This window comes from Trinickia sp. EG282A, from assembly GCF_040965455.1.
GTDB classification, from domain to species: domain Bacteria; phylum Pseudomonadota; class Gammaproteobacteria; order Burkholderiales; family Burkholderiaceae; genus Trinickia; species Trinickia symbiotica.
Window position 1 is genome coordinate 525,281 of the sequence record NZ_JBFRCC010000003.1, and the last position, 22,955, is coordinate 548,235.

Annotated in this window: 19 protein-coding genes and 6 pseudogenes; 13 read left to right on the plus strand and 12 right to left on the minus strand. The window is 61.4% G+C overall.

The window, feature by feature from the left end:
• Nucleotides 1-85 precede the first annotated feature (85 nt).
• The 4 genes and pseudogenes from nusA to scpB all read right to left on the minus strand — a co-directional run.
• Nucleotides 86-1,561 carry a transcription termination factor NusA gene (gene nusA / locus AB4Y31_RS16855; RefSeq protein ID WP_368674888.1) on the minus strand — a complete coding sequence of 492 codons (1,476 nt, stop codon included), beginning with the start codon at nt 1,559-1,561 and terminating at the stop codon, nt 86-88.
• The gene (gene rimP / locus AB4Y31_RS16860; RefSeq protein ID WP_018438728.1) at nt 1,561-2,016 is read right to left on the minus strand and encodes a ribosome maturation factor RimP; all 456 of its coding nucleotides are present in this window, start codon (nt 2,014-2,016) and stop codon (nt 1,561-1,563) included. Before rimP ends, nusA begins: the two co-directional genes overlap by 1 nt.
• Nucleotides 2,017-2,407: 391 nt before the next feature.
• Nucleotides 2,408-4,069: a 23S rRNA pseudouridine(2605) synthase RluB gene (rluB, locus tag AB4Y31_RS16865; protein WP_368674889.1), complete on the minus strand. Its 1,662-nt coding sequence runs from the start codon at nt 4,067-4,069 to the stop codon at nt 2,408-2,410.
• A 419-nt stretch (nt 4,070-4,488) separates the two neighbouring features.
• A pseudogene (gene scpB / locus AB4Y31_RS16870) lies at nt 4,489-5,055 on the minus strand (SMC-Scp complex subunit ScpB); the annotation flags it as partial.
• An 811-nt stretch (nt 5,056-5,866) separates the two neighbouring features.
• Between scpB and AB4Y31_RS16875 the strand changes: the two are divergent.
• Nucleotides 5,867-6,253 (plus strand): annotated as a pseudogene (locus AB4Y31_RS16875) (transposase); the annotation flags it as partial.
• Nucleotides 6,254-6,460: 207 nt separating this feature from the next.
• Nucleotides 6,461-6,739: a hypothetical protein gene (locus AB4Y31_RS16880; protein ID WP_368674890.1), complete on the plus strand. Its 279-nt coding sequence runs from the start codon at nt 6,461-6,463 to the stop codon at nt 6,737-6,739.
• 271 nt (nt 6,740-7,010) lie between these two features.
• Here the strand turns inward: AB4Y31_RS16880 and AB4Y31_RS16885 are convergent, their stop codons facing one another.
• Nucleotides 7,011-7,307 carry a hypothetical protein gene (locus tag AB4Y31_RS16885; protein ID WP_026229302.1) on the minus strand — a complete coding sequence of 99 codons (297 nt, stop codon included), beginning with the start codon at nt 7,305-7,307 and terminating at the stop codon, nt 7,011-7,013.
• Between the two features lie 252 nt (nt 7,308-7,559).
• On the opposite strand from AB4Y31_RS16885, the gene AB4Y31_RS16890 reads away from it, so the two are divergent.
• The 3 genes from AB4Y31_RS16890 to AB4Y31_RS16900 all read left to right on the plus strand — a co-directional run bounded on the left by AB4Y31_RS16890 (nt 7,560) and on the right by AB4Y31_RS16900 (nt 9,208).
• Nucleotides 7,560-8,285 (plus strand): YdcF family protein, encoded by a 726-nt coding sequence (locus AB4Y31_RS16890; RefSeq protein ID WP_368674891.1) that lies wholly within the window; start codon nt 7,560-7,562, stop codon nt 8,283-8,285.
• A 203-nt stretch (nt 8,286-8,488) separates the two neighbouring features.
• Nucleotides 8,489-8,731 carry a hypothetical protein gene (locus tag AB4Y31_RS16895; protein WP_018438736.1) on the plus strand — a complete coding sequence of 81 codons (243 nt, stop codon included), beginning with the start codon at nt 8,489-8,491 and terminating at the stop codon, nt 8,729-8,731.
• A gap of 219 nt (nt 8,732-8,950) precedes the next feature.
• The gene (locus AB4Y31_RS16900; protein WP_018438737.1) at nt 8,951-9,208 is read left to right on the plus strand and encodes a hypothetical protein; all 258 of its coding nucleotides are present in this window, start codon (nt 8,951-8,953) and stop codon (nt 9,206-9,208) included.
• 758 nt (nt 9,209-9,966) lie between these two features.
• On the opposite strand, the gene bamC is transcribed toward AB4Y31_RS16900, so the two are convergent.
• The 3 genes from bamC to AB4Y31_RS16915 form a co-directional block, all read right to left on the minus strand.
• Nucleotides 9,967-11,196: an outer membrane protein assembly factor BamC gene (gene bamC, locus AB4Y31_RS16905; RefSeq protein ID WP_368674892.1), complete on the minus strand. Its 1,230-nt coding sequence runs from the start codon at nt 11,194-11,196 to the stop codon at nt 9,967-9,969.
• A gap of 186 nt (nt 11,197-11,382) precedes the next feature.
• On the minus strand, nt 11,383-11,619 hold the full coding sequence (locus tag AB4Y31_RS16910; RefSeq protein WP_026229303.1) for a hypothetical protein: 237 nt from the start codon (nt 11,617-11,619) through the stop codon (nt 11,383-11,385).
• Between the two features lie 165 nt (nt 11,620-11,784).
• A complete protein-coding gene (locus AB4Y31_RS16915; protein ID WP_368674893.1) occupies nt 11,785-12,210 on the minus strand; it encodes a hypothetical protein in 426 nt (141 codons plus the stop codon).
• A 1,245-nt stretch (nt 12,211-13,455) separates the two neighbouring features.
• On the opposite strand from AB4Y31_RS16915, the gene AB4Y31_RS16920 reads away from it, so the two are divergent.
• From AB4Y31_RS16920 to AB4Y31_RS16930, 3 genes and pseudogenes are all read left to right on the plus strand, one after another.
• On the plus strand, nt 13,456-14,205 hold the full coding sequence (locus AB4Y31_RS16920; RefSeq protein WP_368674894.1) for a hypothetical protein: 750 nt from the start codon (nt 13,456-13,458) through the stop codon (nt 14,203-14,205).
• A complete protein-coding gene (locus AB4Y31_RS16925) occupies nt 14,205-14,465 on the plus strand; it encodes a hypothetical protein (protein WP_368674895.1) in 261 nt (86 codons plus the stop codon). The genes AB4Y31_RS16920 and AB4Y31_RS16925 overlap by 1 nt, the downstream gene beginning before the upstream one ends.
• A gap of 20 nt (nt 14,466-14,485) precedes the next feature.
• A pseudogene (locus tag AB4Y31_RS16930) lies at nt 14,486-15,336 on the plus strand (YhcG family protein); the annotation flags it as partial.
• 526 nt (nt 15,337-15,862) lie between these two features.
• Here the strand turns inward: AB4Y31_RS16930 and AB4Y31_RS16935 are convergent.
• Nucleotides 15,863-15,964: pseudogene (locus AB4Y31_RS16935) on the minus strand (ATP-binding protein); the annotation flags it as partial.
• A 155-nt stretch (nt 15,965-16,119) separates the two neighbouring features.
• Between AB4Y31_RS16935 and AB4Y31_RS16940 the strand changes: the two are divergent.
• The 3 genes and pseudogenes from AB4Y31_RS16940 to AB4Y31_RS16950 form a co-directional block, all read left to right on the plus strand.
• Nucleotides 16,120-17,508, plus strand: a complete 1,389-nt coding sequence (locus tag AB4Y31_RS16940; protein WP_368674896.1) for an alpha/beta hydrolase — start codon at nt 16,120-16,122, stop codon at nt 17,506-17,508.
• Between the two features lie 219 nt (nt 17,509-17,727).
• Nucleotides 17,728-17,901: pseudogene (locus AB4Y31_RS16945) on the plus strand (transposase); the annotation flags it as partial.
• Nucleotides 17,880-18,503: pseudogene (locus AB4Y31_RS16950) on the plus strand (YhcG family protein); the annotation flags it as partial. The pseudogenes AB4Y31_RS16945 and AB4Y31_RS16950, both read left to right, overlap by 22 nt.
• Before the next feature lie 381 nt (nt 18,504-18,884).
• Here the strand turns inward: AB4Y31_RS16950 and AB4Y31_RS16955 are convergent.
• Nucleotides 18,885-19,142: a hypothetical protein gene (locus AB4Y31_RS16955; RefSeq protein WP_368674897.1), complete on the minus strand. Its 258-nt coding sequence runs from the start codon at nt 19,140-19,142 to the stop codon at nt 18,885-18,887.
• Between the two features lie 270 nt (nt 19,143-19,412).
• On the opposite strand from AB4Y31_RS16955, the gene AB4Y31_RS16960 reads away from it, so the two are divergent.
• Nucleotides 19,413-19,838 carry a hypothetical protein gene (locus AB4Y31_RS16960; protein WP_368674898.1) on the plus strand — a complete coding sequence of 142 codons (426 nt, stop codon included), beginning with the start codon at nt 19,413-19,415 and terminating at the stop codon, nt 19,836-19,838.
• A gap of 426 nt (nt 19,839-20,264) precedes the next feature.
• On the opposite strand, the gene AB4Y31_RS16965 is transcribed toward AB4Y31_RS16960, so the two are convergent.
• Nucleotides 20,265-20,690 carry a heme-binding protein gene (locus tag AB4Y31_RS16965; RefSeq protein ID WP_368674899.1) on the minus strand — a complete coding sequence of 142 codons (426 nt, stop codon included), beginning with the start codon at nt 20,688-20,690 and terminating at the stop codon, nt 20,265-20,267.
• 25 nt (nt 20,691-20,715) lie between these two features.
• A complete protein-coding gene (locus AB4Y31_RS16970; RefSeq protein WP_368674900.1) occupies nt 20,716-21,729 on the minus strand; it encodes a zinc-binding alcohol dehydrogenase family protein in 1,014 nt (337 codons plus the stop codon).
• A gap of 97 nt (nt 21,730-21,826) precedes the next feature.
• Between AB4Y31_RS16970 and AB4Y31_RS16975 the strand changes: the two genes are divergently transcribed.
• Nucleotides 21,827-22,765, plus strand: coding sequence for a LysR family transcriptional regulator (locus tag AB4Y31_RS16975; RefSeq protein ID WP_368675316.1), 939 nt, complete (start codon nt 21,827-21,829; stop codon nt 22,763-22,765).
• Nucleotides 22,766-22,955: the final 190 nt, after the last annotated feature.

The following is a 22,955-nucleotide window of genomic DNA, read 5'->3' on the forward strand; positions in this document are numbered from 1 at the left end:
TCGGGGACAGCGAACGATCGTGCGCGATGACAGAGATCGTTCTGACTGCGGCCGCTTTACGTTTCAGTGCGTCATAGTCGTTCACTCACTGAAACCAATGTTCACGTGCTTTCATGATCAACGCCTTCGCGGCTTCCTCTTCCATTCCGGTCAATTCGACCAATTCGTCGACAGCAAGCTCCGCCAGCTCGTCGCGCGTTTGAATCCGGTGCGCCGCGAGCCTCGCCAGCAGGTCCGAATCGACGCCCTCGAGACTCTTCAGGTCGAGCGACGCGTTTTCGACCTTCTCCTCGTTCGCGATCGCCATCGTCAGCAGCGCATCGCGCGCGCGGTTGCGCAGTTCGTGGACGGTGTCTTCGTCGAACGCCTCGATCTCAAGCATTTCGTTGAGCGGCACGTAGGCAATCTCTTCGAGGCTCGTGAAGCCTTCGTCGATGAGAATGTCGGCCACTTCCTCGTCCACGTCGAGCCGCGCCATGAACAGGTCGCGCAAGAGACCGCGCTCCTGGTTCTGCTTTTGCGCAGACTCGTCCGGCGTCATGATGTTGATCTGCCAGCCGGTCAGCTCGCTGGCGAGTCGGACGTTCTGGCCGCTGCGGCCGATCGCGACCGCAAGCTCGCTTTCGTCCACGACGACGTCCATCGAGTGCTTTTCCTCATCGACGACGATCGACTGGACCGCTGCCGGCGCGAGCGCGCCGATCACGAACTGGGCGGGATCTTCGGACCATAGCACGATGTCGACGTTCTCGCCACCGAGCTCGTTTCGGACGGCCTGCACGCGGGAGCCGCGGATGCCGACGCAGGTGCCGATGGGGTCGATCCGCTTATCGTAGGCGACGACGCCGATCTTCGCCCGCACGCCCGGATCTCGGGCCGCGGCCTTGATCTCGAGCAGCCCTTGCTCGATCTCCGGCACTTCCATCTCGAAGAGCTTCATCAGGAACTCGGGGGCGGTGCGCGAAAGCTCGATCTGCGGGCCGCGCGCGGTGCGGTCGACCTTGGCGATATAGGCACGCACGCGGTCGCCGACGCGCAAATTCTCCTTCGGAATGAGCTGGTCGCGACGCAACAGCGCTTCGACGCGGCCGGACTCGACGATGAAGTTGCCTTTGTCCAGGCGCTTCACCGTTCCCGTCATGATTTTTTCGCCGCGCTCGAGGAAATCGTTCAGGATTTGCTCGCGCTCGGCGTCGCGCACCTTCTGCAGAATGACCTGCTTGGCGGCCTGCGCGCCGATCCGGCCGAACTCGATCGAGGGAATCGGCTCTTCGATGTATTCGTCGATCTGAATCTCGGGCTGCTCCTCGCGTGCTTCGAACAGGAGAATTTCCTGGTCCGGCTCTTGCAGGCCAGCCTCGTCGGGAACGACGCGCCAGCGGCGATACGTTTCATGCTCGCCGCTCTCGCGATCGATGTGCACGCGAATGTCGACGTCTTCCTCGAAGAGCTTTTTGGTGGCCGAAGCAAGGGCGGCTTCGAGCGCAGCGAACACGACATCCTTGTTGACGTTCTTCTCGCGCGCCAGCGCATCCACCAGCATCAACACTTCGCGACTCATTATTTGCGGCTCCTAAAGTCAACGTGCGGGACGAGGCGTGCACGATCCATATCCGCGAGCGTGAAATCGAGCATCGCGGCGCCCTCCTTCCCTTCAAATTCCAAACCGATCGTTTCGCCGTTCGGTGCATGAAGAATGCCCCGGTACGTCTTGCGTCCGTCCAACGGCTTTTTCAGCGTAACGACAGCCTCGCTGCCTGCGAAGCGCGCGAAATCCGCCAGCTTCTTGAGCGGCCGATCGAGCCCCGGCGACGATACTTCGAGCCGTTCGTAGTCGATATTTTCAACCGTCAGAACGTGCTGGAGCTGACGCGTGACCTTTTCGCAGTCCTCGATGGCGATGCCCGACGGCTGATCGATGTAGACACAGAGGGAGCCCCGTCCGGTCCGTTCGAGGTCGACCAGCTCGTAGCCCATGCCCGAGACCGTGGTTTCTATCAGTTCCGTCAGTTGCACTGTGCCCTCTAAGGTGTTCGCGCGCGCCACACGAAACCTCACGGGGCCGCACGCCTTGCCGGCGCACGGAGAAAGACGTGCTACCCGAGATGCCGAACCCGGATTGTCAACGCTTAACGCCAAAAAAAAATGGGCTGAACGCCCATCTTCTTACCGGTGGTCGCCACCTGAGCCGCACAAGTGAAGCCGTACGCCCAGCGACTTTGTGATTCTAGCATTTTCTGAGATTGCTTGCAAAGCGAAGTGGCCCCGCAAGCCGCGCTCGGTGCAGTGCGCGCGATCGTGAGGCGGGCGGCGCTCAGCGCGCCTTCCCGCCCCCGCGCCGGCTCTCGCACGGCGAGGCGCGGCAAACGGCGGTACCGGCCGGCGGCTGCCGGCGCCACGGCGGCTGCTACCGGCCGCGAGTGCGATTGCGCGGCCCCGGCCGCTGTCCGCCCGGATTGCCGGCGCGGTTGCCGTTCGCGTTGCCGCCGAAACTGCGCTTGCCGCCCGCGGGCGCAGCCCGATTGCCGTCGACGTCGCGCGGCGGGCGTGCCCCCTTCTTGCCGGGCCCGCCTGCGGCGGCACGGTTGCCGTAGCCGCGGGGAGCGTCGCCGAAGCCGCCCGCGCCACCGCCCGCGAAGCCGCCGCCGGGCCCGCGCCGTCCGGGGCCGCGCCCCGGCTGCTCAAAGCGGCCGTGCGCCGTCAATACCGGCTCGCGGCTGATGAAGCCCATCGACGTCTGCATCGGATCCGGCTGGCGCCGCTCCTGCGTCGGGCGCCGGGCGCCCTTATCCTCGGTTGGCGCCTTGAGGCCGACCGCCGCCATGAGGCCGCGGACCTCGTTGTCGTCGAGTTCTTCCCAGCGGCCGCGCCGCAAGCCGCGCGGCAGTGCCATCGGACCGTGCCGCGTGCGGATGAGCCGGCTCACCATGAGACCGACCGCCTCGAACATCCGGCGCACCTCGCGGTTGCGCCCTTCGGCCAGCGCGACGTGGTACCAGTGATTCGTGCCTTCGCCACCGCCGTCGCGAATACGCAGGAAATTGGCGGGCCCGTCCTCGAGCTCGACGCCCTGCAGCAGCTTCTGGCGCGAGCTTTCGGAGAGCTCGCCGACCACGCGCACGGCGTACTCGCGCTCGACGCTGTAGCGCGGATGCATGAAGCGATTCGCGAGATCGCCCGAGGTCGTCAGCATCAGCAGACCTTCGGTGTTGAAGTCCAGACGGCCGACGGCCAGCCACTTGGCGCTCTTCATCGGCGGCAGCTTGTCGAACACTGACGGACGCCCCTCCGGATCGGCATGGCTCACGATCTCGCCGGCCGGCTTGTGGTAGATGAGCACGCGCGGCGGCTTTGTCTGCACCCGGCGCTTGACCGGCTTGCCGTTGATGCGGACCTGATCGGTCGGCATGATCCGCTGCCCGATGTGAGCGGGCTCGCCGTTCACCGATACCCGGCCCGCGACGATGAGCTCCTCCATCTCGCGGCGCGATCCCAGGCCGGCCTCGGCCAGCACCTTGTGCAGTTTCGGCGCGTCGTCGTCCGGCGCGAGCACGCGCTTGCCCGGGGCCGGCCGCCCGCGCCTCAGCATCGGCGCGCGCACGCCGCCCGTCGTGCTGTTGTCGGCATCGAAAGCCGGCGAAGTCACGTAGGAGAAAAGATCGTCCTCGGCGCCGGGCGCGTCCCCGCGCTTTTCCTCGGCCGGCGCACGCTCGGGCCGGCGCGCCGTGCCGTTGCGCCCGCCTTTGCCGGGGCCCTTCTTCGGTCCGCGGGCCTGCGCAGGCGCGGCGTCGCCTTCGGTCTCGGGGGCTTCCGCCGCCTCGGCGGGCTGCGCCTGCGCGCCTTGCTCGCCCTTCGTCTTCGCCGCCGCGCGCCGACGCGCGATCAAACTGCGCGGCCCGCGCCGCAACCCGCGGCGCGGGCGTTCCTGATCGCCCGCTTCCGCGATTTGGGCGTGCGGTTCGCGCTCGCCGGCAGCCTGCGCCTCGTGCGCGCCGGGCGCCTCTTCGCGGCCCGCGGCTTCGACGGCATGCCCCGATGCGGACAATTCGGTATCGTGGGTATCAGTCAAAACAACCTCGATGTTAGATGGCGCGCGCCCGTCTCGGGCGCGAAAAAATTTCGCGGCGATCACGCACGGCGCGATTCGGCTTCGTCATCGGAGAACGTATCGTCATCCTCGTCCGCACCGCCGGCGGGATCGTCGTGTTTCATACGGACCGGAAGCGGCTCGACCACGTGCAGCAGATGTGCACGCTCGCCCAATTCGCCGACGCCCGCGTCCACCGCATCCTGCGCGGCGCTAGCGTCGTCATCGTCGTTTTGCGACGCAGCCTCTTCGGTCTGGTCCGGCGTGCCCGGGGCAACGTCGCACGAACCGTGCTCGGCTTGTTGCGGATCCTCTTGCTGATCTTCTTGCGCGGCATCGAGCGGCGCCTCGGCGGTCTCTCCACCTTCGGCGGTCTCCCCACCGAAGCCGCCGTCGGCGCCGTCGTTCGGGAAGTCGATCGCATGCTGCGCGAGCGGACTCGCATCGAGCTGGCGCGCTGGGTCTTCGAGCGGCGGCAGCTCGTCGAGCGCTTTCAGGCCGAGATCGTCGAGAAACTGCTTCGTGGTCGCGTAAAGCGCCGGTCGCCCCGGCACATCGCGATGCCCGATGACCTCGATCCAGTTGCGATCCTCGAGCTGCTTGATCACCTGCGTATTCACCGTGACGCCGCGAATCTCTTCGATGTCGCCGCGTGTGACGGGCTGCCGATAGGCAATGATGGCGAGCGTCTCCAGCACGGCGCGCGAGTACTTCGGCGGCTTCTCCGGATTCAGGCGGTCGAGAAAGCCGCGCATCGCGGGCTTGCTCTGGAAGCGCCAGCCCGACGCCAACGCGACGAGTTCGACGCCGCGGCCGGACCACTCGTTCTTCAAATCCTCGAGCAGCGCACGGACCGTATCCGCCGAAACGCCGTCGGCGAAAAGCCTGCGCAAGTCGCCGACCTTCAGCGGTTCGTGCGCGCAAATCAAAGCAGTCTCGAGGACGATCTTCGCCTCTTGGGTATTCATGCAGCTAGGCCAGACCCTGTGTGGTCAAAGAACCGGATCAAACAGACGAAATGGAACTGAAGACGCGCTCGCCCGATTTTGATCGGTCATATTGATGGGAGCACGGACCGGGGGGCGGCGAATCGGACAGCAATCGAACCATGCCCAGCCGGACGGGGCGGCGGTATTCCGTGGAAGTCGCCGCGCGATTGAACGTCATCTTACGCAAAATCCGAGGCTCCGTAAACGGGGGAAGCCGAACGCCGCAATGCCGATACCGTGCCGCACCACGCCACCACGGTGCCACTGCACGCGCCTGCCGCGCGAATCTCCGCTCCGGCGGCGCCCGCGCCTGCCGTCAAAACCTCTCTTCGAAGCGCCGACCGATATTTTTCGACGCAGCGCCCGAGTCGCTCCCATGCTGCAAGCGCAAAGGCGTCTTCGAGCCGGCTGTCTCTCCATTTCACCAAGCTGACGGCGACCGCGGCGATGCGTCGCCCACCCTGCTTGCGGCGTCGCAATATTCGAGCGCGCGCGCACCCGCGACGGGCTGACCGCACAAGATTGGTGATTGCCCTGATTTTCGGGGCACGCATTTTGAAGTCAGATACGCGCCTAGCTGACATCCCGTCGGGCTTGATGCGACGCGGCTTTACGGCGTTTGCTTCATAAGTGGCACGCTTCCTGCGTTGCTCGGCGCGACGCCGGCATGATCCGCGACCCGATCGTTCGCGGCAAGAGCCGGCTCGTGGGACGTTCGTACATCGAATGTCTCGGGAGTGCGCGGCGCGGGGCGGCGCACCGGGGTTAGTTTCGCTGAGGTGAGGACATGATGCTGTTCGACGATTTGAGAGATAACGAATGGGCGCTGGTCGAGGCGTTGTTCTGTGCCGAGCCGGCACGGGCCGAGCGGCGCGGACGCCCTCGCGTGGAAGCGCGCGCAGTCGTCAACGCCGTGCTCTGGGTGCTCTCGACGGGTGAAGGTTGGTCGAAGCTGCCGGGCCGCTATCCTTCTCCGCCGACGTGTCGGCGCCGGTTCGACGAGTGGCAGGCCGACGGCACGCTCGCCGAAATCGTGAAGCGCCTCAGCGGCTGCGGACGCCAGATCTCGCTGCGCGGCCGCATCGGCACGGCGGCGGTCAAGCCGCCCGCGCCGCCGAGCCGCGACCGCCTGCGCGGCGCGTTCTGGACCAATCCGGAATCGTGGCGCGCCCCCGTCAAAATGGCCTGATTCCACCCTCCAGCCTCATTCAGTCGCATCGCCGCTGCCGGCAAGGTTCGCCGCCGGACGGCAGGCGATGCGCGTTCGATCGTCGCCGTCCGGCGAAACATCCATTTACGAATCATTACAGCGGAGCACGACGCGTCCGCGTAGGGTGATTCCATGCAATCGAGCCGCATCGGCGGCTCTGCCTGGAGCGCCACTATGAAGCGAGCACCTTGGATGGTTTCGGGTGCGATCGTTTCGTTCGTCGTCGCAGCCACCGCCCAGCTCGCGGCCGCCGCTGATCCGCAAGCAGCCGCGATTCGCAGCGCATTATCCAGCCAGCCGGGCGCAGGCGAGCGAAGTCACTCCGCGACCGACGTGCCCCGCGGCAATCTGCGCGGGGACATCGTCAACAACGTACGTTCGCACCCGGAGGCGCCACGCGGCGGCAACGAGCGGCCACCTCCACCGATGAGACCCAGGCAAAACGCGCGTTGAGCGACCGCCGCGCATTCAGCGCGGAGGGCATTCGGCGTTTCTGCGAGCAAGAAGCCGCAAACGCAGGGAACCGCCGCGCGGCTAGCCAGTCGGAGTAATTGCCATGACCACGGCGTGGCAGCAGAAATGCACCGGTAACGGCCCGTGCCCGAAAGGGTACGGGCTTTTTTTTCAGGCCGCGCGAGAACGCTGAGGACGATCAGCCACGGCGAGGCGTCGAAGTCAACGCTCGCGCGAGCTTCGATCGACTCTGAACGAGGTGAGAACAGCGCTAGAGCGCCAATTCGGCCCGGCAAACGTAACCATCGGCCCGGTGCGACGACCAGGCAACCGACCGCTCCTCGCGGGCGAGCCGGGCAAATTCCGCGCGACCCCGCTCGGTCAAGACGGCGATGTCGACCGGCGCATGAAAGCCAGCGCCGGGAGAAACGGTGCGCTGGCGCGCCGTTTCCATTAAACCGAGGCCGCGCAGATACTCGAAGACACCTGGGCGACGCGCCCATGGAACCTGACGATATTGAACACGACGCAGAGCCTCGAGTACCGCTTCGTTCGAATACATGGTCATCTCGACCCTTTCTTCATTCAAATACGGATATGATGCAGAACGGTCACGGCGGAGCCGTGGCCGAGCCGCCGCCTAAAGCGCCGGCAATGAATCGCGGCGGCAACCCTTCCCACCAGTCGCCGCCGTATTATCGCTAACTCGAGATTCGGAGCTGTCGCGGCCCCCCGCAATCGGACGTTGTCCGATGCGCCGCGACCGGCGCAGGTGCCGGCTCGCTCTTCTATCCAGAACCCATACGTTACCGCATCCGAATTGATCGTATTCACTTTATTCGCGCTTTTTTTCGCACTTTTTCTACTTTGGCGCCGCGCACGCATCGCAGTCGCCGTTTCGGCAGCCGCCGTTTTCTGGCTGCTCGCGGCGGGCTGGCTCGCCAACCCGCTCCTCGATTGGGCGCAGCGCGGCGCGCAAAACACGCCGCACGTCCGCTTCGGTCACGACACCGTCATCGTCGTGCTAGGAACGGGCACCGAGCACAACGATGAAGGCGTGCTCGTGCCGAAGCCCGACGCCCTCATTCGCATTGCAAAAACCGCAGCGCTCTACGACGCCTGCAAACGCAGCGCGCCGAGTGCGCAATGCACGGTCATCGTCAGCGGCGGCAATCCCCAACGACACGAGACCAGCGAGGCCGACAACTACGCGCCCTATCTGCTGCGCCTTCAGGTCGCACCCAGCGATCTGCTGCTCGAGAGGACCAGCCTCAACACCTATCAGAACGCCGAGCACGTGGCCCGAATTTTGCGCGCCAAACATTACGACTCGTTGATACTCGTCACATCCGCGTATCAGATGCAGCGTGCCATGCTCGATTTCGATCGCTTCGGCCTCGCCCCGCAGCCGGTCGTTTCGAATGCACGCAAGAATAGGACGGGCGTTATTCCTCGCCTCGCCAATCTCGTCAACGCGAACATCGCTTTACACGAGGTGATCGGCCGCGCGCAATTCCATGTCTATCGCGCGTTCGGCTGGTTCTAGAAGAATCGCGCGTTCTGATGATTGCGGAAGACTGACCGATAGTGACGAGTAGCGGCAATCATATGTAACAGCACGTTACGAAACGTCGCTTTTGTCGCATATGAAAGCCCGGCAACGAAAGAGGCCCGATAGAATTCAGTGTCCCGCGGGACCGCAGCGTCGGGCCATCACGATCGATCCACTTCATCGCACGGAGGCAAATAATGAACAAAGTGTCCCTGACTGTCTTGGTTTCCCTCTCGGTGCTGGCCGGCGCCGCGTACGCGCAAGAAGGCGGCGTGACGGTAAGCACGGATCCGGCGAAGTCCGCCGAAGTCGAACAACGCGCGCAGGCACTGCAGCAACAACAGGAACAGCAGCCCGAGGAGGAGATGCCCGCGCACAAGACGATGCATCACGAGAAGGGCATGCGCCATCACCACAAGGCCGCGCCGAAATCCGAGTGAGGCGTTGACGAGCGCGCTTATGCGGGCGCCGCCCGTGCTTCGCATGAGATCGGAGTCAGCGTCGCAACAGGCACTCGAGTAACAGCGTCTTGATAAGGCCGAAACCGGCTCCGCCGGCTTCGGCTTTTTTATCGGCTTCCGCCCAAAACCCCGTATGCTAAAGTCGCGCTCCGACGATTTCCCGCAATTCAACAAGCGCACTTCGGTGCGGAGGACCCAATGAGCAACATCCAGCTCGATATCGAATGGACCGAGGCCGCTTCTCGCAAGATCGAAAAGCTGATGCCGCGAGGCTCGCAAGACGCATTTCTCGCGTTGCCGCCGATCGAATGCCTGCCGATGGAAGGCGACGTGCTCTTTTTGGGACCGGCGGGCAAGCAGCAGCCGTTCGTCGTAGTGGAACGGCAATACCATCACGATGGCGATGCGGATTGGACCATTATCCTGATTCTCGATCTGCCGAACTCGGCGCATTGAGGAGGCGGTCTTCGAACGAGACCGTCCACTCCGCGCTTCCCTTTCGGTGCCAAAAAAAGACCCGCGTTCCGAAGAACGCGGGCGAAACCGTCGCCCTACGAGGATAGGCGACGGGGCCAGCGGGGCTCTTACGCGTCACGCGTGAGCCATGATCGTTGAAAGACCGGACCGCGAAATAGTTCGGAGTTCTTTCTAATCACCGGCCTTTTATCGTCTGAGCGCCGTTGCCGCATTAAGCCAATCGAGCTCAGCCCTCCGCCCTCCCCGGTGTTTTGCTGGTTGGGGGCTGAAAGAGCAGCTTGTGTGCCAAGCGGTGTGCGGCACCCGAAGCCGCTGATTCGTAAAGGAAAAAAGGCTGTGGTGCGCTGTGCGCGCATCGCGCCGTACGCGCGTGTTACGGCGTAACGTCACGTGACATCGCGAAGACACGGAGCGGTTGCACGACCGTGAGGATCGCTGTGGCTGGTTCACGGATGGCTTGGTCGCCTCATCGCTTGCGAATGCAGGTAGCAAGACGATTTACTTTAGCAAAAATGCACCCGTGAAATGACCAATTGAAAACCGCAGCAACCTCCAATGCGATATTAATCTCTATCGATAAAAATACGCTGGAATTCGCATTTCGTTGAGAGGCATCGCATAGACATTACACAACGGGCTGTATGTCGGCGGAAGACGGCTGGCGACCAGAAAAAACCCGCCTGTGCGGCGGGTCCGGGATGATCGAATCTGCGGCGGCGTGAAGCCGCCGTCAGTCATCAACGCAATTGGTCGACGAGCAGCGCCATGATCTGCTTCGCCGGCGCCGAGGAATCGACGGCGCCCTTGTCGTCCACGACTGCGACACGCGTCTGGTCCTGCGTTATCGCACGAACGTTGACGCGGTAGACCTTCGCGACCTTTTCCTTGTGGCCGTGGAAGACCTGGCTCCAAAAGCCCTGCTCCTCCGAGCTCAGGTCCTTCGGGTCGACGTAACGAATGAAGTAGAGGCCACGCGTGCGGTCTCTGTCGTCAACGGTGAAATTGCTTCGATCGAGCGCAATACCGACACGCAGCCATGCGTTGTCATAGGGCTCGGAAAGCGTCAGCTCCGTCAGCGCATCCTGGACATCCATCGCAGCGCCAGGCCCGCGACCCGATTGCGCCGATTGCGTCACATTTTGCGCAGCGACGGCCGCGGCTTTCGCATCGCTCTTCGTGTTTGCATTATCGGCGGCAACCTTGGTGGCGTCGGGGCTTGCAGCCGAGTCGTTCGCCGCTTGCTGCCCGGCCGAGCCGCCGCGCGAATCGGCCAGCGCGAGCGTCGCCATGATTCGCTTCAGATACTCCATTTCGAGTGCCGGATCGTTGGGCTTCGGCGTCCACTTGGTCGAATCGTTGTGGACGCCCTCGAGCGCTTCGCCCATGCCTTTCTGGCTGACGAAGACATACGTGCCGCCGTTCGGGGACGCTTCGAGGCGCGTGCGGTACTTGTTGCGCTCGGCCGCCACGTACGAGTTGCCCATGGCCTTCGTGAGCGTATTGCGGATCAGGCCCTGGTTCACTTGCGGACGCGTTTCGTTCCAGTCGGTCTCCATCACATGCTTGTCGCGTTGATCGACGACGAGCAAAAAGCCCTGCTCCTGCCAGAAACGGCGCACCTGCGGCCAGACCTGATCGGGCGATTTGTTGTCGATGACGAGCCAGCTCTCGCTGCCATCGCGCTGAAGATGCATGCCGGCAACAGGCGGGATGACGGCGTTTTCGGGCGGCGCCGCCTTTTGAACCTTCTGCAGCGAAGAAAGAGAGGCTTCTCCGCCTTGCGGAGGCAGCGAACGCTGATCGGACGTTTCCTCGAGCAGGTTCGGCGGCACGGCGAGCGAGGCCTGCTTCGACTTCGAATCGCTCTTGTAGTCGACCTGCGTGGGCGACGGCGAGCTGCAGCCAGCCACGAGGCCTCCGGCCAGAACGAGGGCTGCGAACCGCGAGGTAAAACGAAGATCAGTCATGTCGAGGGAATCCTTCCGCTTTCGTGCCACGGTCGCATCGCCGTGGATCAGCCGCGCATTTTACCGGTCCCGGGGACCCGTGTGCAAAATCGCGGGTTCCCCTATATTTCGCGACTGCCGCTTCCCTCGTTTTCTTCGCTCTCCTGAGGACTGCAAGCTCATCCGCCGATGCGGTCGCGCTCGCCGTTAATGTCCCTGCGATCCGTGCTCGAGAATTCGCGTGAGTGCGGCTGATTTCGCCGCCTCTTCGGCCTGCCGACGCGTTGAGAACGGCCCCTGCGTCAGGTGAACGGCATGCCAGTCCGGCTCATCGCCGGCATCGCCGAAAATCCTGAAGCGGGCCGTGAACCCTTGCGGCGCGGCGGGGATGACCTCGACGTCGACCGATACGCCTTCTATCCGGTGTCTCACGAAGCCGTCCATTTTTGCCTCCGTCATGTGGGTGGCCGACGCGATGATGCTAGCACCGTGGGGCGGGCACGGTGTGCGGTGTCGATGCTTCGATTGCCGCGCGTCTGTGTGGTTGGTCGGGGCGCTCCTGGACTAGGCAAGGCTGTTGCGCGCGAGCCTCCGGTTGGCGTTGCTTGGTTACGGAGCGGACGCGGCGCCAGCGGAGGACGCGGTTAGTTCCGGGGGATTGAACCAACGCATGGACGTCAACGACTCGCCGTCGAAGAGGCATTCCGCCGCGGCGGGACGCTTTATTTTCTTGGACTTCGCAGCGACAGCCGACGAGGTGGCGGTTGGCGCGGAAGCTGCGATGGGTGCACTCGCCGCAGTGGCCGCCGATGCCGCCACAGGCGGTCCTTCGACCGTGCCCTCCACCACCACGCGCGAGCCGCGGATTCCCACGCCGACGTGCGATACCGAAAGCTCGTCGTTCGGCAAATTCCGAGCGACTGTCTCGCGCATTCGCGCCTCGCAAGCACTCGGATTCTTGTAGAGCGAGCAGCCAGCTATCAAAAACGGGGCGAGCAGCACGGAGCAGAACGATGCAATGGAAGGTTTCTTCATGAAGGGGTCGCGTTCTTGGGCGGCGGCCATTTTAACGTAGCCCGCGTAGGTGCATGATGGTCGCTCGACCGATGGTAGAATCGCGTCCACCCTGCCCGGGTGATGAAATTGGTAAACATAGCGGACTTAAAGCGTTTGAGTGCCCGGCCGGAAACGGTCGGTGTAGAACCCTTCAAATTCGGCGAACCCCCTGGCTCACATTCGTGCAACGCTTCGCGAGAGCGAAAGCGCGCGCGATCGTGCCGAGGCAACGCCGAGCCAAGCCCGTCGCACGCGGTTGTCGCCGCGCGCGTCGCGGAAGGTGTAGAGACTAGACGGGGGGCGCCTAATGCGGCGAGGCAGACACGTGCTGTCTGTCGCGATGGCGAAGGCATAGTCCAGCGCACGAACGGCGATGACGCGACCGCGTGATCAAAGCCGGCATCGAAAGATGCAGTGTGATGAAAATCCGCCGCCGAAAGGCTTGCCGGTTCGAGTCCGGTCCCGGGCACCAGAATTACGGTCTAATGCCTTGATTTTTAAAAAATTCCGGGCGATTGGCGTAAGTCTGTCGTAGTGACATGACGCGCGTTCAGCACGTCGCCGATACGACGATCAACGGCGCTGCCGAGCACAAGGATCGTCAGAGGACCGCCGCAATTTGGGCTCCGGAAAGAGGTAACTAGAGTAACGCAGCCACGCGGAGCGGCCTCAAAGCGGTATTGCTCAACGGCGCAGCGAGACTCCGAGGCCGGTCACAACTAGATAAACAAAGAGTCACAAGCCAAACGCTTAGCAGAACGCTGCTTTTTCCTGTTGCCGGCCGTGACCACCCGGAGGTAACACAGAAGATTTCCCCGTCCGTTCAACGACTTCGGCGTCGGAATTGGGGATGACGCACGCCGTTCGCCGATTAGCGCACTGTGATGGCATCGCGTCAGTCGACGTTCTGAGCCGCATAAAGCGATAGCAAGAAATTTTTGATGCTGATCGCGGCACCAATACAAAAATTCCGTGCCCATTCTCAAGCACTCAGAGGAACAAGATGCGAATTGAGTATTCTGGCCGAACGATTCAGGCGGAGTTCCTTGCAAGCCGGGCGTACTGGCCCAATGGAGCCCGGAATGTAGATTAGTGGCCTCATTTAGGTCGACCATACAGCTTTGTCTCGCTGCGGGGATGCTACGATTTTCGCATCTCGTTCCACATAGAGGACATTGGTCGATGGCCTCAGTCAAAATCGAATTGGGTTTCGGCGACCAAGCAATGCTTTCCGAGCGAGCTGACTCGCGGGTACCTGCCGTGAAGCAACAGCGGGACGCGGACGAATTCTTGCGGCGCTGGCCGCAGACGCGCTCAATCCATCAGGCGCGCGAATACCTCCGGCAACTCGGGCTCCATGTCGCATACAACCCACCCGGTGTGAATCCGAGCGATACAATCGCCTTGCTTCGGTCAGCAGTGAAGAGCGGCAGAGTGATGGTCGTGATAGAGCGTGCTACGGCGCGTTCGGGCGCCGGCGTCAGTGCGCCTCAGCCGACGCGGCGCAGCACCGCAATCGAGCCATCTCGACTGTCGTTCGCCGAGATGGCGGAGCGCGGAAGTCGCACGTCCGCGACGCTCAGTGACGCGGTTTCTGCTCCTGCGTCTCACTCTTGGATGCAAAGCTACGACGACGTTAGCGCTGACGATCTGATCAAATACATTCAGAGCGTTATCGGTAATACAGCAGGCGACGCTGGCGGCGCGGCTGCAACGACCGCTCAAGGCACCGAGCAGACCACGCCTCTGGGGAATGCAGAAGCATTCGATGTCGGCCGCGCTTTTAAATCGGAGGACTCGGCGAACATTGCGGCGCGCGGCATCAGCGAGGCCGACGAGGCAGAATGCTACGAGCAGTACGAAAGAGATATGGAGGAATGCACGGCCTATCGGGCCGCGATGGGCGGGGCTCGATTTATGGACGCCTGCTCTCAACGCGCCTTCATGAACTATCAACAGTGTCGAGGCTACTGATGGTTAAGCATCCCGAAAAAAAATGTGTGGTGGTTATGTGGTCAGAGGAGAAGCAGGCGCTGATTTCGTACACACTCGAAGTGGAACGCGTGCTGGCGGTCACTCAGCGTCTTTTCCCGATGGAGCTTCCGCTTGCCGACTATAGCTACAACCTCGACGATGAGTTTGTGCGCCGATTCGGCGCGGCGACGCTGAATTTGTTGGCGGTCTCGAATCCTGACCTCAAGCCTCACCTCAAATTCACGCCAGCGGCGGATTAGCAGGCGCAACCCATCGACGCGATCGGCTCGCACGTGATCTAAAGGCCGCTTTTCCCGAGATGCAAGGGTTTTCACCGCGCAATCTCAAGTACATGCGGGCGTTGGCCCAAGCCTGGCCGACGCCGGCGATTGTGCAACGGGCCGTTGCACAATCGCCTTGGTCTCATATCGTGACCTTGCTGGACAAGCTCAAGGAGCCGGGCGCACGCAATTGGTACGCGGCCCAATCGCTCGAGCACGGCTGGTCGCGCAACGTGCTTGCGATGCGGATCGATACCCACGCTTATTCGCGTGCCGGTGCCGCGATCACCAATTTTGATGCGCGACTGCCACCTCCACAATCCGATCTGGCGCGCGAAGCATTGAAGGATCCGTATGTATTCGATTTCCTGGGGCTGACGGAAGACGCTCAGGAGCGCCATATCGAAACTGCACTCACGCGCCACATCACGCGTTTTCTGCTCGAGCTGGGTGCCGGCTTCGCGTTCGTTGGTCGCCAGTATCGGCTCGTCGTCGGTGGCGACGAATTTTTCATCGACCTGTTGCTCTATCACTTGAAGCTGCGCAGCTACGTGGTGGTCGAATTGAAGGCGACGCCCTTCCGTCCCGAATACGCGGGCCAACTCAACTTTTATCTGTCCGCGGTCGACGCGGAACTGAAGGGGCCCGAGGATCAGCCAACGATCGGCTTGCTCTTATACCGCGAAAAAAACCGGCTGGTCGCAGAGTCGCACTGCGCGGGATGACGAATCCGATGGGCGTTGCGGAATACCAGCTTCTCCGTCAGGTGCCGGCGCCGCTGGAAGCAGGCTTGCCGTCGATCGACCACATGGAGGCGGAAGTCGGCCCCGATCTGCCCGACGTCGAATGAGGATGGCGTAAATCGCGCTCGGCACTAGGACCCGACGGCACACCCGTGGCGTTTTCGCGAAGTTCCGCGCTAGCGACTAACCGACCGGATCGGGTCACCGGCATGCAGCCATTCGTTATCTTTGACCTTGACGCACGTCCGCCCTCCGCCCTCGCCGCTTCGCTCTGTTTCATGGCAATGGAGGGTTTCCAGGTCAAGCGAGATGCGCCTGTACCAGCTCGCGGCCGCAAATCGGCCATTGCGGTCATTGGCCCGAGCGCCGGCCAAGGTCCGCTATAGTTTGCTCTGCAGTCGTCGCACCCGTGATTACTTCGAATGACGGCTTTGCGTCCTGCGGGAGGGGCGGCAGGCATGGTGTCCTCTACGGCATGTCCTTTCGCTGCGCCGTCACGAAAGCTGGGCTCGACTGGGTTATCCAATCGGGTAATCGAGCCCTCCCGCCGGTAGATGGACCGACCGTTGTCAAGCGCATTTGAAATCTGACCCACTTCGCGCGTGAGCGCGCAAAGTAAAAGTGAGCCAGTCGTTACTTCTTCGATGCCGGGACGTGCCCAGCCTTCCGTTGCTGTTTAAGTCGGTAGCTGTCTCCTTTGATCTGGATGATGTGGGCGTGGTGCAGGATGCGGTTGAACGCCGGCAATACGTTCGAAGCAGTCGCGCTCGACGACGAGGGTGAGCATCGACGATGGGCCGGTCGGGTTCCAGGACCGGCTCGTCTCAAAAAGCGAACCGGGGTCCATCCTAGCAAATTCGATAGGGTGATTCGTACATGCGCGCACTATCATGCAATTGATTCGCGCGCTCACAGTTCGAGAGCGCAAAACAGTAACGATTAAACGTGGAGGCCGCATGCGCACGAAAGAAACTGATAAGTCTCTAGAACCCGCTGATCGCGATGTTCTCGATGCCGCAACAGACATTTATGACACGTTTTTTACAGCCGAGACCACATATAACGAACCGGTGCAAGGCAGCGAGGGGCAAAAAATGGCGGCCTATGTGGACTGGTACCGCAACCTCGAGGACTCTGGAGCATTAACGAAAATATCACATAGTTACATTGACCCAAAACCAGGAACCGCTAACGGTTTTTTATTGAAACAACCGCTTCCATCAAAAAGAACGGCCATTGTGGTACATGGCGCGTGGAGTCATCATAGAAACGTGGGCCCGTGGGTGATGGCGTTTTACAATATGGGGTTTAATGTATTCACACCAGATCTGCGAGGTCATGGTAGCAATATCATTCCGGAAGTCCCTCTGACACAGCAGGACCGGAATATGGGTATATACGACTCGCGCGACCTCATTTCATGGATAGATAAAATTAAGGAAATTACCAGCACCGATCAGGAGATCGTCCTCCATGGTTATTCGCTCGGTGCATCGACCTCGCTTCAGGCAACGCTGTATACCGGGCTCTTACCCAATAATGCCCTTGCAATTGTCGAGGATTGCGGCTACGCAGATCTGGGTGCGTCGATCTTGTATGAGATCAAACAGAACCACCCTGATGTCGACGCGCTTTCCGTTTTCGCTCAGGTAGACACCATGCTGTACGAACGACAAGCGGCCCGCATGGCGGACGGCTTGTCAATGAGTGACCTGAAAGACGGAATGCTGCCTTTGCTCGTCATACACGGAACGAACGATGCCGGCCTTGCTTCCTCTACGGACATCATCTACAAGACGTACGGAGGGTCTCCGAAGGACAGGCTAGAGGTGCAGGGCGCAGGGCATGCGGAGTCCATTGCCTACGGATTTTACACTTACAGGGAGCAAATACGACACCTTTTGGGGCAAGCTAAAGTAATGCCGTGCGAATTGGTGTTCGACGCCGACCCATCGAAGGAATTGGAGCCATTCCCTCAGTTCCCAGGAAGGCTGTCGGCCAAGGTGACCGTCGGACGCGGCGACACTCTTCCAACATCGATGACCTTCAAGATCGTCGATGACGACAAAACGGGCGTATCCTTCTCAGGCGGCCGTACAGAAGGAACAGTCCGAATATCCCCAACCGGAATTGCCACTTTACCGATTTTGTCATTCACTAAGGCGACTGGGCGTTTTTCGATTGTCGCTTCGGTGGTGATCCTGCGCCAACTGGGCTTTGGACAGCCACTGCAAATCGTCGTCAACGAGATCTGCATGTTCAGTACACCGACCAGTTGAGCCGCCTCGATCCTGGGGGCGCCTCAATAGCACCCTGTGGCTAAACCCATGTCGTTATACACAACGTCCCCGCCGGTTCACGGCGGCGAGAAAGGCCGTTTACTTTCAACATATAGAGCAGCGCTTCTAAACTGTCGGCGGATGTCGTTTACTCTCCGCTTTTGCGCGGACGCCTTGGTCACCGAATCGACGCCCTGGACGCAAACGGAATTCGAGCAACTGGACCTGGGCGACGCGCGCCTCCTGAACAAGCAAGCGAGGCTTTTGATGGAAAGGATGGCGGCCGACCCGACGGCCAGCGTGCCTCAGGCATGCCAGGGTTGGGGCGAAACGATAGCGGCGTACCGCTTCTTCGATAACGAGAAGGTCCCATGGCATGCGATTCTGAGGCCAAGCCAGACGGTACATTTGTGCAGCAAGCTGCTGCACAAATGCCGTGGTTACATCTGTGCATGCTGCTCGATAAATTAAAGGACAACGCGGAACGCGAATGGTACGCGACAAAAGCCGTCGAGCACGGTTGGTCACGCAACATCTTGGCCATGCAAATTGAAACGCGCCTGCATGAGCGGCAAGGCAGCGCGCTCACCAATTTTCGGCACAGCTTGACGTCACCTCAGTCGGATTTGGCTCGAGAAACGCTCAATGATCCGTACATCTTCGATTTCCTCGGCTTGTCCGACGACGCGCAGGAGCGCGACATTGAACGTGCACTGACTCAGCACATCACCCGCTTCCTGATCGAACTCGGCTCCGGTTTCGCGTTCGTGGGTCGCCAACACCGGTTGGAGGTCGGCGGTGATGAGCTCTTCGTCGACTTGTTGTTCTGTCACCTCAAGCTGCGTTGCTATGTGGTGGTCGAACTGAAGACCACACCATTCAAACCAGAATACGCAGGCCAGCTCAATTTTTACCTGTCAGCCGTCGACGCGCAGGTCAAGCAAACCAACGATCAGCCGACGATCGGACTGCTTCTATGCTGGGAAAAGAACCGCCGTCGCCACGGATCGCCGGAGCGCACAGACTGAGGCAGCGCTTCGGCGACATCGATCCATTCCAGGCGGAGGGTTGTCGCTGCTCGATCCATCCCTGTCTCATCGATCCAACTTCGTGTCTTCGTCCGGGTCGATGCCATGTTGGCGCATTAGCTTCGTGAGCCGCGCAACCCTGAACCAAAGCCCGACGGCAGTGATTGTCACGACCAACGAATACACGTTATCGTTTCCGATCCATCGCGACAGCAATATCACGCCCGCGATGAACCCTATGGCGCAAAGGAGTAGCAAGCCCCGATCGATGAGCCATGCTTTCATGGCTACAACCCTGTGCCCGCGCGGGCACGAAGTCCGTAGCTCTTACGTTGCGGCGATGACAAATCAAACAACTCTGGATGGCAGCGTGCCCGCGCCGGCAAGGTCGCGAAGCGTGACTTTCATGCCCATCGTATGAACGATGCCCGCAAGCTGCCCGATAACGCCTAGCGTGCTTGTTTGCGTCGAAAACAGATTGGACGGTGCGGTCAAGCCAATCGCTTCCATGTTTTCTTTGAAAACCGGATAGAAGACTTTGCAGGTTGTTTGGCCCATAAGCTCTCTCAAATGGTTTTTGTTGGATCGCGCCGCTTGCATTGTCATTTCGGCGCGCGCGTAGGATACCACCTATCCGCCGGCAAATAGCCGCTAACGATGTGCGATTTCGCACATGCATCGTTGACCGATCCCCCGGCCCATGTGATATTTCCGCGACAACTTTCCTTCCTCCGAATGTTCATTAAATTAAATTTTCGCGCGCGCCTTCTGAAATCGGGGAGCCTATGATCCGACGATCAATCTTGATCTTCTTTGTCGGGCTGTCGGCAGCACAGCAAGCTATTTCGCAGACCTACTACACCGATACATCTCGCCTTGTTCCGCAACGTATTAATCGAGAACGAACTGCTCCCTGGCTCGAAGCCCACCGTCCGCGTGTATGGGGAAACGTCAGGGAAAGAAAAATCAAATCAAGCGAATAAAGTCGGATCAACCGGCACCAACATCCATTTGCCCGAAGCAGGCAACGCTGTCACGGTGCCGTCCCCGAAGCCTGACGTTGGTGACTTTCACAAGGTTCTCGATGTGGTGATTGAGCAGGGTTCTTTCCCCGATCCGCACGTGATCGAGCACATGACCGGTGGAGGATTTGTTCCGGTCGGGAACTCTCCGTGGTTCAACGCGGCAGCTCCAACGGACAAGGCAGGCGTGTATGCCACGGTGCGCGTAACGGGCGCCGCGACGCCTCTCCCGGTCCAGATCGAGCACGCAGTGCATGTGACATTCTTCGATGCCAACTGACTGCATGCACTGACAGGGGCGCCACGAATCGACCCTTATCGTTTGATAATTGTCGACAATCCGCGTGCGGTTGTCGAACGGCGGCAACTGGCCGATAGCTCCATTGCGATCGACGTGCTAAGAGCCGCCGTCAGCATCATCAACGGCAGCTGCCCGGCGGACTACTGGTCGCGTACTCCCGGCCAGGACAGGCCGGTCGCCGCATCGCCGGCCCTGCGGCCTACCAACTCAGGAATTTCGTTCGGTGGCGCACAGGCGGCCGCCGTTCGATCTGTATACCCTGCGCCGCACGACAGCCCCTGACTTTCGATATGCCGCTCGCACGGAGGACTGAAAAAACTCGCACGGAAGCGATGTAACCTGGACTTCTGATCGCAACGCGCATGAAATCTCGCCTAGCCAAGGCGATCGCTCATCGGCCAAGGCTTACTGGTTAAACCCGGCGTGGCGCAGCGCTTCCTCAGCGGCCTCGTGGTCTTGAGCCGATGTTCCGCCAGAAACACCGATGCCCCCGAGTAGACGCCCTTCGTGAAAGATCGGTACGCCACCGCCGACCGGCGTCAGTCGCGGATGGTGCGCGAGCGGAGCAACGGCGGGCTCGGCCATGTACTGATTCCATTGGTGCGTGGACATGCCGAACGACGCGGCGGTCCATGCTTTATCGATGGCGACGTCAACAGTCAGGAACGGGGCGGTATCCGCCCGCTCGAACGCGCGCAAGTGACCGCCTGTATCGGTAATCGCGATGGTCGCGGCGAACCCTCGCGCGTCACACGCGCGGCGCGCTTCGGCCATCAATGCTTGTGCGGCTTCCAGACTGATCGTGGTCGTGCTGATGATTGGCGATGTCATGTTGATGCTCCTTGTCAAAAAGGGCTTAGTGGTTGGCGACGACGACCTTGCCGATCATGTTGCCGGCCTCGACCAGCGCGTGCGCTTCGATGAGACTTGCGGCGTTGATGCCGTCAATGCGTCGGGTCAGGGTGTGCTTGAGGCGACCCTGGTCAACCAGCTGCGCCGCGCGGCGCAGCAAGGCATGTTGCTGTGCGATGGTGTCGGTGGTGAACATTGCGCGGGTGAACATCAGCTCCCAGTGAATCGAGATCGATTTCCCCTTGAACGGACCGATGTCCAGACCCACCGGGTCGTCGATGAGGGCAAACTGGCCTTCCGGGCGCAGCATGGCGGCGATCTGAGGCACGTAGGCGGCGCTGTTGTTCAACCCGGCAACATGGGTGACGTGCTCGATGCCGAGCGCGGCCAGCTGGGCTCCCCAGGGCTGATGGTGATCCAGGACATAATGAGCGCCATGATCCAGCACCCACTCGCGGGTTTCCGGGCGCGAGGCCGTGCCGATGACGGTCATCCCTGTCAGCTCGCGCGCCAGTTGGGTCAGAGTCGAGCCGACGCCGCCCGCCGCTCCGATTACGAGCAGCACGTTGTTGTCGGTCGGATCCGCCGCTTGAACACGCAGACGGTCGAACAACAGCTCCCATGCGGTGATCGTGGTCAGCGGCAACGAAGCGGCTTCAGCGAAATCCAGTGATGTCGGCATGGGGCCGACGATGCGTTCGTCGACGGCGTGCAGTTCGCTGTTGCTGCCTGGCCGCTTAATGTCGCCGGCGTACCAGACACGGTCACCAGGCTTGAAGCGTGCGGCCAGCGGACCGGTCGCGCGGACGATTCCCGCCGCGTCCCAGCCGGCGATGCGCGCGCCGCCTTCCGGAATATCTCCGCCGCGCCGGATTTTGGTATCGACCGGGTTGACCGACACCGCTTTCACTTCCACCAGCAGATCGTGGTCGCGCAGTTCCGGCGTGGGCAGCTCGATGTCCTGCAGCGCCTGCGGGTGGCTGATGGGGTGGTTCTGATAGAAGCCGATCGCTTTCATACACGTGATCTCCAAAGGGGTATGGGACCATGTTATCTTTCACCGATATGCGGATAAATACCGGCAGAGACCAAACAATTTCTGCATTTCAATGAAAATGATCCGACTCGATGACGTTCAGATCTTCGTGCACACGGTGGACTACGGCAGCTTCTCCGAGGCGGCGCGCCAGTTGAATATCGCGCCCGCACATGCGAGTGCATCTGTGCAGCGGCTCGAGAAGGCGTTGGACACGCGCCTGTTCACGCGGTCTACGCGAAGCATGCAACTGTCGGAGGCCGGGGAGCGTTACCTGCCGCATGCACGCGTCATGATTGGCGCGCTGGAGCAGGGTGAGCAGGCTCTGGCAAGCGGCCGGGGGGCGTTAAATGGACCGCTGCGGCTGTCCGCTCCGTCTGACTTTGGTCGAAACCTGCTGTTGCCGTGGCTGGATGAATTTCAGCACCTGCACCCTGGCTTGTCGCTGCACGTCAAAATGAGCGACCGTGCGGCCGACCTGATCCGACAGCCGCTCGATGCAGTCGTGCGCTACGGAGCGCTGCCCGATTCGTCGCTTCTGGCTCTGAAACTGGTCGACAACAATCGACGCGCATTGTGTGCCGCACCGTCATACCTCGAACGGCATGGCGCACCGGTCAAAGTCGAGGACCTGCGGCGACACAACTGCCTCCGGTACGTCTGGAGCGAGCAGATACACGAACGGTGGCGCTTTACGCCGCCTGGTGGCGAACGCACTGTGGCAGTAACGGGCAATCGCATCAGCGACGATGCCGATGTCGTTCGGCGCTGGGCGATAGCCGGGGAAGGCATTGTCTACAAGTCGCGACTGGATCTCATCGAGGATTTGAAGGCAGGCCGACTGGTGGAGTTATTTCCCCCAAAGTATTGCGAGCTCGCGCCGCTGCACTTGATTTGTGCTCACCGTGCGCAACTGTCGCCGGCGATTAACGCGTTGCATGCTTTCTTGCGGGAGCGCTGCGCTGCATTGCTTGCCAGCCATCCATCGGGGGGCACTCAGGCTGTACTCGCGATTTAAATGGCCGCCTCCAGGGCGCAACGGACGTCTGAATGTCAGAACCCCGTTGCCCGCGAAGGTCGTCTGTTGGTCGCACCTTGCCCCACGGTCGTGCGCGGCGATCGTGTCGGGCACGCATCTCATGCACGAGGCATGACCCGACCCAAAGCGAACTGGCTTGCGAGACACATTACAAAACTTTTCCCGAGCA